This is a genomic window from Streptomyces sp. NPDC111507 (assembly GCF_055638955.1).
This window is the reverse complement of record NZ_JBVKBU010000009.1, coordinates 244,714-260,020: the sequence shown is the minus strand read 5'-3', so window position 1 is coordinate 260,020 and position 15,307 is coordinate 244,714. Positions and strand designations below refer to the sequence as shown.

14 protein-coding genes and 1 tRNA gene are annotated in these 15,307 nt (G+C 67.5%); 9 read left to right on the top strand and 6 right to left on the bottom strand.

Annotated features, from left to right (window positions below; genetic code table 11):
* Positions 1-11: 11 nt before the first annotated feature.
* A tRNA-Ala gene (locus tag ACZ7M2_RS32490) sits at positions 12-84 on the top strand.
* A gap of 469 nt (positions 85-553) precedes the next feature.
* On the opposite strand, the gene ACZ7M2_RS32485 is transcribed toward ACZ7M2_RS32490, so the two are convergent.
* Positions 554-1,240, bottom strand: a complete 687-nt coding sequence (locus ACZ7M2_RS32485) for a DUF5324 family protein (RefSeq protein ID WP_471598343.1) — start codon at positions 1,238-1,240, stop codon at positions 554-556.
* Between the two features lie 312 nt (positions 1,241-1,552).
* Between ACZ7M2_RS32485 and ACZ7M2_RS32480 the strand changes: the two genes are divergently transcribed.
* Both ACZ7M2_RS32480 and ACZ7M2_RS32475 read left to right on the top strand, forming a co-directional pair.
* Positions 1,553-2,086, top strand: a complete 534-nt coding sequence (locus tag ACZ7M2_RS32480) for a peptidylprolyl isomerase (RefSeq protein WP_471598342.1) — start codon at positions 1,553-1,555, stop codon at positions 2,084-2,086.
* A 163-nt stretch (positions 2,087-2,249) separates the two neighbouring features.
* Entirely contained in the window at positions 2,250-3,161 is a 912-nt protein-coding gene (locus ACZ7M2_RS32475; RefSeq protein WP_471598341.1) for a rhomboid family intramembrane serine protease, read from the top strand.
* 265 nt (positions 3,162-3,426) lie between these two features.
* Here ACZ7M2_RS32475 and crgA read toward each other — a convergent pair whose 3' ends face one another.
* On the bottom strand, positions 3,427-3,681 hold the full coding sequence (gene crgA / locus ACZ7M2_RS32470; protein ID WP_054236413.1) for a cell division protein CrgA: 255 nt from the start codon (positions 3,679-3,681) through the stop codon (positions 3,427-3,429).
* A 141-nt stretch (positions 3,682-3,822) separates the two neighbouring features.
* Here crgA and ACZ7M2_RS32465 point away from each other — a divergent pair, with 141 nt between their 5' ends.
* From ACZ7M2_RS32465 to ACZ7M2_RS32440, 6 genes are all read left to right on the top strand, one after another.
* Positions 3,823-4,602, top strand: a complete 780-nt coding sequence (locus ACZ7M2_RS32465; protein ID WP_471598340.1) for a DUF881 domain-containing protein — start codon at positions 3,823-3,825, stop codon at positions 4,600-4,602.
* 35 nt (positions 4,603-4,637) lie between these two features.
* Positions 4,638-5,369 carry a class E sortase gene (locus ACZ7M2_RS32460; RefSeq protein ID WP_471598407.1) on the top strand — a complete coding sequence of 244 codons (732 nt, stop codon included), beginning with the start codon at positions 4,638-4,640 and terminating at the stop codon, positions 5,367-5,369.
* Between the two features lie 73 nt (positions 5,370-5,442).
* Positions 5,443-5,604 (top strand): hypothetical protein, encoded by a 162-nt coding sequence (locus ACZ7M2_RS32455; protein ID WP_165854063.1) that lies wholly within the window; start codon positions 5,443-5,445, stop codon positions 5,602-5,604.
* Entirely contained in the window at positions 5,601-6,239 is a 639-nt protein-coding gene (locus ACZ7M2_RS32450; protein WP_067376619.1) for an aminodeoxychorismate/anthranilate synthase component II, read from the top strand. The genes ACZ7M2_RS32455 and ACZ7M2_RS32450 overlap by 4 nt, the downstream gene beginning before the upstream one ends.
* On the top strand, positions 6,236-7,597 hold the full coding sequence (locus ACZ7M2_RS32445) for a class E sortase (protein WP_471598339.1): 1,362 nt from the start codon (positions 6,236-6,238) through the stop codon (positions 7,595-7,597). Before ACZ7M2_RS32450 ends, ACZ7M2_RS32445 begins: the two co-directional genes overlap by 4 nt.
* A gap of 62 nt (positions 7,598-7,659) precedes the next feature.
* Positions 7,660-8,412, top strand: coding sequence for a class E sortase (locus tag ACZ7M2_RS32440; RefSeq protein WP_471598338.1), 753 nt, complete (start codon positions 7,660-7,662; stop codon positions 8,410-8,412).
* A gap of 117 nt (positions 8,413-8,529) precedes the next feature.
* On the opposite strand, the gene pknB is transcribed toward ACZ7M2_RS32440, so the two are convergent.
* From pknB to ACZ7M2_RS32420, 4 genes are all read right to left on the bottom strand, one after another.
* Positions 8,530-10,524 carry a Stk1 family PASTA domain-containing Ser/Thr kinase gene (gene pknB / locus ACZ7M2_RS32435; protein WP_471598337.1) on the bottom strand — a complete coding sequence of 665 codons (1,995 nt, stop codon included), beginning with the start codon at positions 10,522-10,524 and terminating at the stop codon, positions 8,530-8,532.
* A gap of 170 nt (positions 10,525-10,694) precedes the next feature.
* Positions 10,695-12,176 (bottom strand): peptidoglycan D,D-transpeptidase FtsI family protein, encoded by a 1,482-nt coding sequence (locus ACZ7M2_RS32430; RefSeq protein ID WP_471598336.1) that lies wholly within the window; start codon positions 12,174-12,176, stop codon positions 10,695-10,697.
* Positions 12,173-13,612 carry an FtsW/RodA/SpoVE family cell cycle protein gene (locus ACZ7M2_RS32425; RefSeq protein WP_352051866.1) on the bottom strand — a complete coding sequence of 480 codons (1,440 nt, stop codon included), beginning with the start codon at positions 13,610-13,612 and terminating at the stop codon, positions 12,173-12,175. The genes ACZ7M2_RS32430 and ACZ7M2_RS32425 overlap by 4 nt, the downstream gene beginning before the upstream one ends.
* A 26-nt stretch (positions 13,613-13,638) precedes the next feature.
* A complete protein-coding gene (locus ACZ7M2_RS32420; protein WP_471598406.1) occupies positions 13,639-15,219 on the bottom strand; it encodes a Stp1/IreP family PP2C-type Ser/Thr phosphatase in 1,581 nt (526 codons plus the stop codon).
* Positions 15,220-15,307 lie beyond the last annotated feature (88 nt).

Genomic DNA, 15,307 nt, shown 5'->3' with positions numbered 1-15,307 from the left:
GCCTGTCTTCCGGGGCCTTAGCTCAGTTGGTAGAGCGCTGTCTTTGCATGGCAGATGTCAGGGGTTCGACTCCCCTAGGCTCCACATCCCGGACCGGTCAGACGCCCTTCACGGCGGCTGGCCGGTTCTTGTTTTCCGGTGACTTGAGTCACGCAGCGGACTTCGCAGTCGTTGCAGTTGTTTGCGCAAACGGTCGGCTTGCGTGCGGGCGTCGATGGCGCTCCACCGGTGGCCGGCGTGACACGGGGGAGGTCTGTGCCGCCGTCGAAGCATCCCGTGAGCTGCTATAAGCAGATATGCGTAATCATGGCAATGCGCAGGGTGAAGAGGATCTGTGCGGATGTTGTGAGCATCGGTCGTTGCAAACGTCATCGTGGCGGAAGGCGTAAATCGGCTTTTTACCGTGCCGCGCCCACGGGTCCGTCGTTCGGTTCCACTCAGCCGGTTCCGCCGGTTCCACGTGAAACATCGCCGTGGGGCAGGAGACTCTCAAGTCTCCTGCCCCACGGCGATGTTGTTGCCCTTGCTCAGGGCTCGTCTCCCTGGTCCGGGGTCAGCGACGGTCGTCGCGGTCCGCCTCCTCCTCGGCCTGCTTGGCCTGGACCTCGGGGTCCAGGTCGGACAGGCCGGTGCCGTCGACCGAGGACAGGCGGCCCGTCTCGGGCACTTCCGTCGCGGCGGGCGGCTCGACCAGCCAGTCGGGGTTGGCCTGCTTGTCCCACCACTTCCAGGCGGCGAAGGCGCCGCCCGCGAGAATCCCCAGAACGAGCAGCCCCTTGGCGATACGGCCGGCCTTCGCGCGTCGCTCGTGCTTGCGGACCAGTTTCTGGATCTCCCGGGGCGAGACCTGTCCGCGCAGTGCGGCGATCGCCGCCACACCACGTGACGCGGCCTCCTCACGTACAGGCTGGGCCGCGGCCACCGCCTGCTCGATCCTCGGCCTGGTGTACTCGGCGGCCTGCGCGGCCGCCAGCCGGGTACGGACGGCGGCCTGGTCGACCTTCGGCGGCACATGCGTACGGGCCTGTTCAAGGCGCGGCGCGAGATGGGCGCCGTACTGGACGCGGGCCTGCTCTGCGGCCAGCGACACCTTGGGCGCGAGCCGTACGAGTGCCTCGTTCGCGTAGTACGAGGCCCGGTCCTTGGCCGTGTCGGCGTAAGGCGCCACCACTTCCGCGGCGTGCAGCACGCTGTCCTTCGCCGAGCCGGTCGCGGCGCGCACGCTGTCAATGCGGGTCACGGGTTTTCCTCCTCCTCGGTGGCGTACGTGGGCGTTCGAGTACCCCAAAGGGGGCACGGTTCACCTTTCCGCCCTGTTCGAGATCATGCCCCCCGAGGGGTCGCGAGGCATGCGAGATAGGGCATACGGGGCAACAGGAGCTTGTCGCCGACAATGCCACGGATCGCCGCTTCGCGTCCCGTGCACGCAAGGACTCGACGGGATTTCCGCAAGGGCGACCCCGGATATTCGCTCGGAGGTGGCGGCCGAGCGACGCGAGGCCCGGTCCGTGCGAGGATCGGGGGGTCAAAAGAAGGCAACGGAAGGCAGATCGTGGCCGAGCAGCTTTACGCCACCCTGAAGACCAACCAAGGCGACATCGAAGTCCGGCTTCTGCCGAACCACGCGCCCAAGACGGTCCGGAACTTCGTCGAGCTTGCCACGGGCGAGCGTGAGTGGACCAACCCGGAGACGGGTGAGAAGTCCACCGCCAAGCTCTACGACGGCACGGTCTTCCACCGGGTGATCAGCGGATTCATGATCCAGGGCGGTGACCCGCTGGGTAACGGCACCGGCGGCCCCGGTTACCAGTTCGAGGACGAATTCCACCCGGAGCTCGCCTTCGACAAGCCGTACCTGCTGGCCATGGCCAACGCCGGCCCCAGTACCAACGGCTCGCAGTTCTTCATCACCGTCTCCCCGACCGCCTGGCTGACCCGCAAGCACACCATCTTCGGCGAGGTCACCAGCGCGGCCAGCCAGAAGGTCGTGGACGCCATCGCGGGCACCCAGACCAACCCGCGCACCGACCGCCCGGTCAACGACGTCGTCATCGAGTCGGTCGTCGTCGAGACCCGCAAGGGCTGAGACCCGCCCCGCGAAGGCTGAACCCCGCGAAGGCTGAGACCCGCGAAGGCTGAGACCCGAGGACCTGAAGGTCCCGAGGGCTCCCGCAGGGAACCAAACGCCCCGCTCATCCGTAAGGATGGGCGGGGCGGTGCATTGCGTACGACCGGATTGAGGGGACCCCATGGACCAGGCGCCAGGCAACCCGCAGGGCCCGCAGGACCAGGGACATCAGGACGCCCAGGCCCTGCCCACCTGCTACCGGCATCCGGATCGTGAAACCGGCGTGCGCTGCACCCGCTGCGAGCGTCCCATCTGCCCCGAGTGCATGATCAGTGCCTCCGTGGGCTTCCAGTGCCCCGAGTGCGTCCGCGCCGGCTCCGGTACGGGCCATGCGCCGTCGGCCTCGCAGCCCCGCACCCTCGCGGGCGGCACCGTCACCGCGGACCCCCGGCTCCTCACCAAGATCCTGATCGGGCTCAACCTCGCCGTCTTCCTGGTCCAGCTGTCGGTGGGCGACCGCTTCACCGACCGCTTCGACCTCATCGGCCGCGCGTACGTCCCGCTGCTCGGCTCGGTCGAGGGCGTGGCGGAGGGCCAGTGGTACCGCATGCTGACGGCGATGTTCCTGCACGGCAGCTATATCCACATCCTGTTCAACATGCTCAGCCTGTGGTGGATCGGCGGCCCCCTGGAAGCGGCCCTCGGCCGTGCCCGCTATCTCGCCCTCTACTTCGTCTCGGGTCTCGCGGGCAGCGCGCTCACCTACCTCGTCGCCGCGCCGAACCAGCCCTCGCTGGGCGCCTCCGGCGCGATCTTCGGCCTCTTCGGCGCGACCGCCGTTCTGATGCGCCGGCTCAACTACGACATGCGCCCCGTGATCGCCCTGCTGGTGATCAACCTGATCTTCACCTTCGGGTGGAGCAACATCGCCTGGCAGGCCCACATCGGCGGACTCGTCGGCGGTGTGGTCGTCGGCTACGCCATGGTCCACGCCCCGCGCGAGCGGCGGACCCTGATCCAGTACGGGGTGTGTGCCGTGGTCCTGGCCGCGGTGGTCGTCGCGACGCTGGTCAGGACGGCTCAGCTCACCTGAGGTACCGCTCGGCTCACTTGAGAAGCCATGGAGCGCGGTGTTGTCCACAGATCGTGGCGGATCTTGTGCACGCTGTGTGGGAACAGCTGTGCCCCCTGTCACTGACCCGAGTTTTCGCAGGTCGGACAGGGGGCGAACAGGTTTGCGGATCCCAGTAGGTCAGTCACACCGGCGTCAACCCCGGATGAGTTATCCACAGATCGTCGTTCTTTTTCCACCTGTGGAAAACTCTTGTGGATAACTCAGTGGATAACCCTGGGCAGAGCTACTTCCACTGTGTGGAGACGCCGAATCCCGCCGCGATGAAGCCGAAGCCGACCACGATGTTCCAGTTGCCGAGGGCGTCGATGGGCAGCGAGCCGTCCGTCACGTAGAAGATGACGATCCAGGCGAGGCCGATGAGGAACATGGCCAGCATGACCGGTGCGACCCAGCCGCGGCTGGTCAGCTTGATGTTGGTCGCCTGCTTCGCCGGGGGCGGCGTGTAGTCGGCCTTCTTGCGGATACGTGACTTCGGCACGAGGGTCTCTCCTGTCGATGCGCTGCGTGGCCGCGCAGGGAACTGGGGCGGCTCCGGGGCAGCGTACAAGGGGACACTGAGCGCTCCCCCGGGCGTCCGTTAGCGTAGTGCTTCCGCGGCGCCGAAGGAGATAAGGGTACGTTGAGCAATTCTGCCGACTCCCCCGGGACGGGTTCCAGTCCTGCCGTTACGCGCCGTTTCCGGCCCGTACGTGTACTCACCGTCGCCGTCTTCGCGCTCGCCGGGCTGATTTTCTTCACCAGCTTCAACACGGCCAAGGGCACCAATATCCGCACGGACGCGTCGTTGCTGAAACTCTCCGACCTCATCCAGGAGCGCAGCCACAAGAACGCGTCGCTGGACGAGTCCAACGGCGTCCTGCGTGACGACGTCGACACGCTCGCCGGGCGGGAGAACGGTGGCAGCAAGGCCGACACCGCCAAGCTCGCCGCGCTGGAGAAGAACACCGGCACCCAGAAGCTCAAGGGCAAGGCCGTCACGGTCACCCTCAACGACGCGCCGCCGAACGCCACGGCCAAGCTGCCCGGCTACCCCGAGCCGCAGCCCGATTACCTGGTCATCCACCAGCAGGACCTGCAAGCGGTGGTGAACGCCCTCTGGCTGGGTGGCGCCCAGGGCATCAAGGTGATGGACCAGCGGCTGATCTCCACCAGCGCCGTGCGCTGTGTCGGAAACACCCTGATCCTCCAGGGCCGGGTCTACTCACCCCCGTACAAGATCACCGCGATCGGTGACCCCCAGAAGCTCCAGAAGGCCCTCGCGGACTCTCCGGCGATCCAGAACTACATGGTGTACGTCAACGTCTACGGGCTCGGCTGGAAAGTCGAGGAGAACGGGACGGTGACTCTTCCCGGCTACTCGGGCACAGTGGATCTCCACTACGCAAAACCTGTGGAGTAGTGGCTGAAGCAGCTGCCGCTGGGGGTCCCGTGTCGGTGCGAGTGCTCGTCCGGACAGTGAGCGAACTGTGCATCACCATCGGCACGCTCATCGTGCTCTTCGTGGTCTACGTCCTGTTCTGGACGGGCGTGAAGGCCGACAGCGAGATGAACCACCAGATCGACCAGCTCCAGAAGCAGTGGTCGAAGGGATCGGTCTCCCAGCAGTCAAAGGCGCCTCCGACGACCCCGGCCACCGGGAACCCGAAGACGCCGACGGCGAGCACGACCGAGAGCCCGAAGGCCCCGGGCCCCTACGCCTACGGCAAGCCCTTCGCGGTGATGTACATCCCCCGTCTTGGTTTCACGTGGAACAAGCCCGTACTCGAAGGCACCGGTACGAGCGTCCTGCAGAAGGGGCTCGGGCATTACCGGGGAACGGCCCAGCTCGGGCAAGAGGGGAACTTCGCCGTCGCGGGGCACCGGCGCACGTACGGTGACCCGTTCAAGGACTTTCCCCAGCTACGCAGGGGGGACGCGGTGGTGCTGACCGACGGGACGACCTGGTTCACGTATCGGATCGACAAAGGCCCCTACAAAACAGTGCCCACGGACGTTGAGGTGATCGATCCTGTGCCACGTAAGTCCGGGTACACGGCTCCGGGCCGCTATCTCACGCTGACCACGTGCGATCCGGAGTGGGGACACAGTCATCGGCTGATCGTCTGGGCCCACCTGGATTCCACGCAGCCCGTGGAGGCCGGGAAACCTCAGGCGCTACGCCGTTAGTCTGGTCCCGTACGGCGTGGGTCCGATGGTGTATGGCGTGGCTCTGGTGCCGTGATGCGACGGAAGGGACAGCATGTACGGCTTCATCTGGCGGCATTTGCCGGGTAACGCATGGGTGAAGGCGCTGATCTCACTCGTGCTCGTCCTCGCGGTGGTCTACGTACTCTTCCAGTACGTCTTCCCGTGGGCCGAACCGCTGCTCCCCTTCAACGATGTGACGGTGAACAACCAGTGAGCGCGCGGATCCTCGTCGTCGACAACTACGACAGCTTCGTCTTCAACCTGGTCCAGTACCTGTACCAGCTCGGCGCCGAGTGCGAGGTGCTGCGCAACGACGAGGTCTCGACCGCGCACGCCCAGGACGGATTCGACGGCGTACTGCTGTCACCCGGCCCCGGCGCTCCCGAGCAGGCCGGCGTCTGCGTCGACATGGTCCGCCACTGCGCGGACACGGGTGTCCCCGTCTTCGGCGTCTGCCTCGGCATGCAGTCGATGCAGGTGGCGTACGGCGGTGTCGTGGACCGGGCGCCCGAGCTGCTGCACGGCAAGACGTCGTTGGTGGAGCACGAGGGCAGAGGTGTCTTCGCCGGACTGCCGTCCCCCTTCACCGCGACCCGCTACCACTCGCTGGCCGCCGAGCCGGAGACCGTGCCGGCCGAGCTGGAAGTCACCGCCCGTACCCACGACGGGATCATCATGGGGCTGCGCCACCGTGAACTCCCGGTCGAGGGTGTGCAGTTCCATCCCGAGTCGGTGCTGACCGAGCACGGTCACCGGATGCTCGCCAACTGGCTGGTGGAGTGCGGCGACCAGGGTGCCGTGGCGAGGTCGGTGGGGCTCGCCCCGGTGGTGGGCAGGGCCACGGCGTGACCGCCCTGCGCCCCGAGCGCGAGTCCGGCGCCGCCTACGGCGGCACCAGAGACGACGGGTCCTCGTACGGGCAGCAGCCGTACGGGGGACCCGGCGCGTTCGAGGCCGCGGTCGAGCAGCTCGCGGATCCGCTCACCGATCCGCTGCCGGGCTCAGGGGCCGCCGCGCGGCCCGGCGGGCGGCACGCCGCCCCGCCGCCAGCCGGCGTACCGGCCGCCGCCGTGTCGGAGGGCGCACTCGGCCAGGAGTGGGCCGGGCAGGGGCAGCACCAGTACGCCGTGGACGGCCCCGAGGGGTACGCGCGCGACTGGCAGGGGGCGCCGGGGGGTGCGCAGGAACCTACTCCCGCCTACGGCGAACCGCTCACCAGACCCATGCCCGGGTACGCCGAACCGGTCGTCGCGGCTCCGAAGCTGGACGACGAGACCGTGGCGCTGCGCGCCTCGGAGGTCTCCGAGGCGCGGCGCAGGGCCGAGGAGTTGGCGGGTCGGGCCAGGAACGCGGGGATGCCCGCTTCCGGGGGTCGTGCGGCGCGGCGCAAGGCGGCGCGGCGTCACGGGCGCCACGGAGGGGCTCAGGAGCCCCAGGAGGCCCTGGGTGCCCAGGAGTCGGTGGGGGCGGCGGAGAAGGCCGCTGAGGCGCCGCTGAGCCGTGTTCAGGCCCGACGGGCGGCGCGCGCGCAGAAGCCCGGTGCGGCCGTCCTCGTCAGCCGGCTGATCGGCGAGGTGTTCATCACCACCGGCGTCCTGATGCTGCTGTTCGTGACCTACCAGTTGTGGTGGTCGAACGTGCGGGCACACCAGCAGGCGGGAAGTGCCGCGCACCACCTCCAGGAGGACTGGGCGAGCGGCAAGCGGAGTCCCGGGACGTTCGAGCCGGGACAGGGATTCGCCATCCTGCACATCCCGAAGCTGGACGTGGTCGCTCCGATCGCCGAGGGCACCAGCAAGACGAAGGTCCTCGACCGCGGAATGGTGGGCCACTACGGCGAGGGAGCCCTGAAGACGGCGATGCCGGACGCCAAGACCGGCAACTTCGGTCTCGCCGGGCACCGCAACACGCACGGAGAACCGTTCCGGTACATCAACCGGCTCAAGCCCGGCGACTCCATCGTGGTCGAGACTCAGGACGACTACTTCGTGTACAAGATGACGTCGATCCTGCCGGTGACGTCCCCGTCGAACACGAAGGTGCTGGACCCGATCCCCCAGGGGTCCGGTTTCAAGGCGCCGGGCCGCTACATCACACTGACCACCTGCACGCCGGAATTCACCAGCACGTACCGCATGATCGTGTGGGGCAAGATGGTCGAGGAACGCCCGCGCAGCAAGGGCAAGCCGGACGCGCTCCTCGGGTAGGAGCCCCGTCGGGCACCAGCACGTGAGACAACCTGAGACAGACCAGACGGGGCAGATGCACAGTGGCAGCGAGGACCGACCACGACGAGCGTGCCGAGGCCGAGGCCGGCGCCGAAACGGCCGCTTCGAAGCGTCGTGGAGTGAGCCGGATCGCGATGGCGGTCAGCATCCTGGGTGAACTTCTCATCACCGCGGGCCTGGTGCTCGCCCTGTTCGTCGTCTACTCGCTGTGGTGGACGAACGTCGTCGCGGACCGCAAGGCAGACAAGCAGGGCGACAAGGTCCGCGACACCTGGGCGCAGGGCAAGAGCGGCCCCGGTGCCCTGGACACCAACGGCGGCATCGGCTTCCTGCACGTTCCGTCCATGAAGAACGGCGAGGTGCTGGTCGAGAAGGGCACCTCCACGAAGGTCCTCAACGACGGCGTCGCCGGCTACTACGTCGACCCCGTCAAGGCGGCGCTGCCGATGACCGACAAGACGGGCAACTTCACGCTCGCCGCCCACCGCGACGGCCACGGCGCCAAGTTCCACAACATCGACAAGATAAAGAAGGGCGACCCGATCGTCTTCGAGACCAAGGACGACTGGTACGTCTATAAGGTCTTCTCGATCCTCCCGGAGACCTCGAAGTACAACGTCAAGGTCCTCCAGCCGGTCCCGAAGCAGTCGGGCAAGGCGAAGCCGGGCCACTACATCACCCTGACGACCTGCACGCCGGTGTACACGTCGGAGTACCGCTACATCGTGTGGGGTGAGCTGGAGCGCGTGCAGAAGGTGGACAGCGCGCGCACGCCGCCGAAGGAACTGGGCTGAGGCGGGCCGGTCGAACGACTCGACCGGGCTCGACACCGAACTCGAACGAACTGTGCCCCGCCCGGGAGGATTCCCGGGCGGGGCACAGTTCGTTCGACCGCTGTGTCAACCGCTGCGTCAGCCTCCGGTGAGGCCGCCGAAGAAGTTGGTGCCGCCGTTGTTGTTACCGCCGTTGTTGTTGCCGCTCTGGACGGCGACCAGGTTGACGGCGGTGCCCTGGGCGACCGAGGTGTTGGGCTGCGGATCCTGGTTGAAAACGATCGCGTTGTCGTCCGTGGAACCGGTGATGTTGCCCACCGTCAGCCCCGCGTTCTGGATTGCCTTCTTGGCGTCCTTGAGCGACATCTGGGTCAGAGTCGGCACCGTGACCTGCTGGTTCTGCGCCTTGCCGATCTGGATGTTGACGTTGGAGTTCTTGTCGGCCTGGCTGCCGATCGGCGGAACGGTCGAGACGACCTTGCCGGCCTGGTTCGGGTCGGCCACGTCGACCTCGTTGCAGTTGCCGACCAGGTTGCTGGCCGTCATCAGAGCCTTGGCCTCTTCACAGGACTTGCCGGTCACGTCCGGGACCGTGGCCTTCGCGACGGCCTTGGCCACTTCCAGTGTGACGGTATTGCCCTTCTCCAACTCGGTGCCAGGATCAGGATTCTGGCTGAGGACAGTGCCGGGGTTCTGCGTGGACTCGGTTGGCTTCGTTTTGACCTCGAAGCCCTTCTGCTGCAGCTGCGCCGTTGCCGCGTCGATGTCCTTGTCGATGACGTTCGGCACCGCGACCTTCGGCGCCCCCGTGGACACCACCAGGTTGATGGTGTCGCCCTTGGTGGCCTTCACGCCCGCCTTCGGGTCCTGGGAGCAGACGTTGCCCTTTTTCTCGTCCTCGCAGGGCTTATTGGTGATCGAAACCTTCAGCTCGGCGTTGGTGGCCAGCTGGGTGGCGTCCTTCTGCGACTGGCTGACGAGGTTGGGGACGGAGACGGTGTCGTTGCTCACCCCGTTGTCGCTGAAGATCCACTTTCCGATGAGGATCGCGCCGACCAGGACCAGCACACCGGCCACGACCAGCAAAATCGTCGAGGTGTTCGACTTCTTCTGCTGGCGGCGACGGTCCGGGCGGTCGTCGTAGTTGTTGTAGCCGTAGCCGCCGTCGTCCGGGTTCATCGGCGGCAGCATGGACGTGGCCTGGGCGTCCGTGGAGCGCAGCGCCGTGGTGGCCTGGTCGTCCGGGTAGCCGCCGTAGCCCACGGAGCCCATGGCGGCCGTGGCGGCGACGGGCTGGCCGTCGAGGCAGGCCTCGATGTCCTGGCGCATCTCGTCGGCGGACTGATAGCGGTAGTCCGGGTCCTTGACCAGTGCCTTCAGGACGATCGCGTCCATCTCGGGCGTGATCTCGGGGTCGAAGACCGACGGCGGCTGCGGCTCCTCGCGTACGTGTTGGTACGCGACCGCGACCGGGGAGTCGCCCACGAAGGGCGGACGCACGGTCAGCAGCTCGTAGAGGAGGCAGCCGGTCGAGTAGAGGTCCGAGCGCGCGTCGACCTGCTCGCCCTTCGCCTGCTCCGGGGAGAGGTACTGGGCGGTGCCGATGACCGCGGCGGTCTGCGTCATCGTCATGCCGGAGTCGCCCATGGCGCGGGCGATGCCGAAGTCCATGACCTTGACCTGGCCGTTGCGCGTCAGCATGACGTTGGCCGGCTTGATGTCGCGGTGGACGATTCCGGCGCGGTGGGAGTACTCGAGGGCCTGGAGGATGCCGATGGTCATCTCCATGGACCGCTCGGGGAGCAGTCTGCGGCCCGAGTGCAGCAGCTCGCGCAGCGTGGACCCGTCGACGTACTCCATCACGATGTACGGGATGGAGATGCCCTCGATGTAGTCCTCACCCGTGTCGTACACGGCGACGATCGCGGGATGGTTGAGCGAGGCGGCCGACTGGGCCTCCCGGCGGAACCGGGCCTGGAACGACGGATCGCGTGCGAGGTCGGCTCGCAGCGTCTTCACCGCCACGGTGCGGCCGAGCCGGGTGTCATGGGCGAGATGTACCTCCGCCATGCCACCACGGCCGAGCACCTGGCCCAGCTCGTACCGGCCGCCGAGGCGACGCGGCTCTTCCATAGCTACCTACCAGCCCTCTCCGTCGGTCCCGACCGCACGCATGTGTGGTCCGGCGGTGTGCCGTCCGGGCATACCGTACCCGGCTCGGCTTCTGTGACCTGGCCAAGCCCGTCACCCGATACAGGACCGGTATCGCAACGTGCACCGATGTGAAGGGGACGTGACAGGGGTCACTTCTTGCTGTCGATCACTGCCTTCATCACGCTCCTCGCGATGGGGGCGGCGAGACCACCACCCGTGATGTCGTCACGGTTGGCGCTGCCGTCCTCGACGACCACGGCCACGGCGACCGGCGAGCTGCCGTCGGGGAGCTTGGCGTACGAGATGAACCACGCGTATGGCTTCTCGCTGTTCGCGACACCGTGCTGGGCGGTACCGGTCTTGCCGCCCACGGTGACACCGGAGATCTGCGCCTTGGTGCCCGTGCCCTCCTTGACGACCGTCTCCATCATCGACTGCAGGATCTGGGCGTTCGACTGGGAGAGCGGCTGGCTCATCTTCTGCGGATCGGTCTGCGAGATGACGTCCAGGTTCGGGGCCTGCAGCTTGTCGACCATGTACGGCTTCATGAGCGTGCCGTTGTTGGCGACGGCGGAGGCGACCATGGCCATCTGCAGCGGGGTCGCGGCGGTCTCGAACTGGCCGATGGAGCTGAGCGCGGTCTGCGGCCTGTCCATCGTCTTGGGGAAGTTGGAGGCGTTCGAGCGCACCGGCGTGAGCTGCTCGGAGTTGAAGCCGAACTTCTCGGCCTCCGCGAGCATCTTGTCCTTGCCGAGGTCGGCGCCGATCTTGCCGAAGACCGTGTTGCAGGAGACACGGAGCGCCACGCGCATGGTGGCGTTCTTGCAGGGGATATTCCCCTCGTTCTTGAGCTCGGTCGTGGTGGTCGGCAGCGTGTACGGCAGCGGCGAGTCCGTGTTCTCGTCCGCGGACTTGTACAGACCGTTCTCCAGCGCCGCCGCCGCGGTGACCACCTTGAAGGTGGAGCCCGGCGGGTAGGTCTCACGCAGCGCCCGGTTGAGCATCGGCTCGTCGGGGTTGTTCTTCTTCTGGAGCTTGTTCCAGGCCTTCTCGTCGGTCCCGGAGGTGCCGGCGAAGGTCGAGGGGTCGTACGACGGCGTGGAGGCCAGCGCCAGGATCGCGCCGGTCTGCGGGTTGATCGCGGCGACGGCGCCCTTGCCTCGGCTCAGCAGGCCCTCGTACGCGGCCTTCTGCGCGGCGGCGTTGAGGGTGGTGACGACGTTGCCGCCCTGCTTCTTCTTGCCCGTGATCATGTCGAGGGTGTTGCGGAAGAAGAGCCGGTCGTCGTTGCCGGTGAGGATGCCGTCGTCCAGCTTCTCCAGCTGGGAGGCGTCGAAGGCCTGCGAGGCGTACCCGGTGACCGGCGCCCACATGGGGCCGTTCTTGTAGGTGCGCTTGTACTCGAAGTCGTTGATGCCGTTCTTCGTCGACTTGGTGGCCCCGGTGATCGGGTTCCCGTCGACGATGATGTCGCCGCGCGGAGTGGCGTACCGCTCGATGGCGACGCGGCGGTTGTTCGAGTCGGTCCGCAGGCTGTCCGCCTGGACGTACTGGACGTAGTTGTCGCGGATGAGCAGGGCGAGGACGAGGAGTCCGCAGAAGAGCGCGATCCGGCGCAGGGGCTTGTTCACGGGCGGACCACCTGGGTCATCTCGGCGTCGGGGCTGGGGGCGGGCGCGGGGGCCGGACGGCGGGCGGTGTCGCTGATTCTGATCAGGATGCCCATCAGCGCCCAGTTGGCGATGACGGAGGAGCCTCCGTAGGCCACGAACGGCATCGTCATACCGGTGAGCGGGATCAGGCCCATGACGCCACCCGCGACGACGAAGACCTGGAGCGCGAAGCCGCCGGAGAGGCCCACGGCGAGGAGCTTGCCGAACGGGTCGCGGGCCGCGAGCGCCGTACGGATGCCGCGCTCCACGATCAGGCCGTAGACGACCAGGATCGCCATGATCCCCGCCAGGCCCAGTTCCTCGCCGAAGCTGGCGAGGATGAAGTCGGAGTTGGCGGCGAACCGGATGAGTTCGGAGTGGCCCTGTCCCCATCCGGTGCCGAGCGTGCCGCCGGAGCCGAAGGCCCACAGGGCCTGCATGGACTGCTCGGTGTGGCCGGGGACGCCCTGCCTGCTCAGCATGAACTCGTGCATGGGGTCGAGCCAGGCCTGGACGCGCTGCTGGACGTGCGGCTCGAAGGAGGCGACGCCGACCGCGCCGGCCGCCGACATCAGCAGACCGAAGACGATCCAGCTGGTCCGCTCCGTGGCGACGTACAGCATGATCACGAACATGCCGAAGAACAGCAGCGAGGTACCGAGGTCGGTCTCGAAGACCAGGATCAGGATGGAGACGAACCAGACCACCAGGATCGGACCGAGGTCGCGGCCGCGCGGCAGGTAGAGGCCCATGAAACGGCGGCTGGCGAGGGCCAGCGCGTCGCGCTTCACCATGAGGTAGCCGGCGAAGAAGACCGCGAGGATGATCTTCGCGAACTCGCCGGGCTGGAGGGTGCCGAGACCTGGGATCGAGATCCAGATCTTGGCGCCGTAGATGTTGGCGCCGAGACCGGGGACCAGCGGCAGCAGGAGCAGGATCAGCGCGCCGAACATGGAGATGTAGGTGTAGCGCTGCAGGACGCGGTGGTCCTTCAGGAAGATCAGCACGGCGACGAACAGACCGATGCCCAGCGCGGTGTACATCAGCTGGCGGGGCGCCGCCTGGACGAAGTTGGGCAGCGACTGGAGCAGCTTCGACTGGTCGAGGCGCCAGATCATCACCAGGCCGAGGCCGTTGAGCAGCGTCGCCAGCGGCAGCAGCAGCGGGTCGGCGTACGGCGCGAACTTGCGGACGCCGAGATGGGCGACGCCCGCGATCAGGCCGAGGCCGAAGCCGTAGCTCAGCAGGCCGGCCGGCACCTTCTCATCGATGGCCAGGCCCACGTTGGCGTACGCGAAGACCGGGATGAGGACGGCGAACACCAGCAGCGCCAACTCGGTGTTGCGGCGGCTCGGTGTGCCGATCGAACCGATGGTCGATGTGTGGTGCGTCGGCGTGTTCGTACTACTGCTCATGGTGTGACAGGGCCCCTCACGGCTTCTTACTGCTTACCGCACAGCGAGACCAGCTTCTGCTCCTCGTCGGAGAGGCTGGGGCCGGGTGTGGGAGTGGGTGCGGCGGAGGTGGACGGTTTCGAAGACGGTGCCGAGCTCGATGGGTTCGGCGTCGCGGACGGGCTGGACGTGGCCTTGGACGTCAGCGAGGTGGTTGTGGTTCCCGTGGTTCCACCTGCCTGGCCCGTGCCGGTCTTCGCGCTGTTCTTGCTGTCGACGGCGCGGCGCTCGGCGTCCTTCTTGCACGCGGAGGCCTGTGTGGCGAGCTCGCTGATCTTCTTCTGGGCGTTCTGGAGGCCGCCCTCCGCGATCGTCGCCTTGACCTGCTTCTGCTGGTACGGCGGCAGGTACTTGAGTTCGATCTCGGGGTGATCCTTCTCCACCTTCGAGAGCGAGACCCAGGCCAGGTCCTGGCTGATCCCGCGGTACAGCGCGACGTGCTCGTCCTGGGTGCCGACGTAGTACTGCGTCTGCGTCCACCGGTAGCCGCCGTACAGACCGCCGCCGACGACGGCGAGGGCCAGCGCGGTGTAGAGGGATCTCTTCAGCCACTTGCGTCCGGCGCTCGGCTTGACGAAGTCCTCGTCGGAGTAGTCGCCGTAGCCGCCCGTGGAGACGTAACCGGTGGTGTCGCCGCTGCCGGGCGGGCCGAACTCGCCGCCACCGCCCTGTCCGGGCACCGGACGGCCGAGGCTGGAGGCGCGGCCCGCGGGGGTCTGCATGGCGCCGTTGTCGTGCAGCTGGTGCTGGTTCTCGGCGACCGCGCCGACCACGACCGGGGTGTCGGAGAGCTGGGCGGCGAGGGTGTCGCCGGAGTCGATGTCGAGGACGTCGGCGACGATGACGGTGATGTTGTCGGGGCCGCCGCCCCGCAGCGCGAGCTCGATGAGGTTCTGGACGGTTTCCTGCGGGCCCTGGTAGCTGGCGAGCGTGTCCTCCATCGTCTGATGGGAGACGACGCCGGACAGGCCGTCGGAGCAGATCAAGTAGCGGTCGCCGGCGCGGACTTCGCGGATGGAGAGGTCCGGCTCGACGTGGTCGCCGCTGCCCAGCGCGCGCATCAGGAGGGAGCGCTGCGGGTGGGTGGTGGCTTCCTCTTCGGTGATGCGGCCCTCGTCGACGAGGCGCTGCACCCACGTGTGGTCCTGGGTGATCTGCGTGAGGACGCCGTCACGCAGGAGGTACGCGCGCGAGTCGCCGACGTGCACGAGGCCGAGGCGCTGACCGGTCCACAGGAGTGCGGTGAGGGTGGTCCCCATGCCCTCCAGCTGGGGGTCCTCCTCGACCATCATCCGCAGCTGGTCGTTGGCACGCTGTACGGCGGTGCCCAGCGAGGTCAGGATGTCGGAGCCCGGGACGTCGTCGTCGAGCGCGACGATGGTGGAGATCACCTCGGAGGAGGCGACCTCACCGGCGGCCTGGCCGCCCATACCGTCGGCGATCGCGAGCAGCCGGGGACCGGCGTAACCGGAGTCCTCGTTGCCCTCGCGGATCATGCCTTTGTGCGATCCGGCGGCGAAGCGCAGTGACAGACTCATGCGCACCTCGCCCGTCGGCTCCGGGTACATCCGCACGGTGCCCACCCTCCGGTCGGGAGCGCGTCGGGGTCCGTCGTGTGGACCACTGCTGCGTGCTCGCTCCGCTCGCGCTCATTCA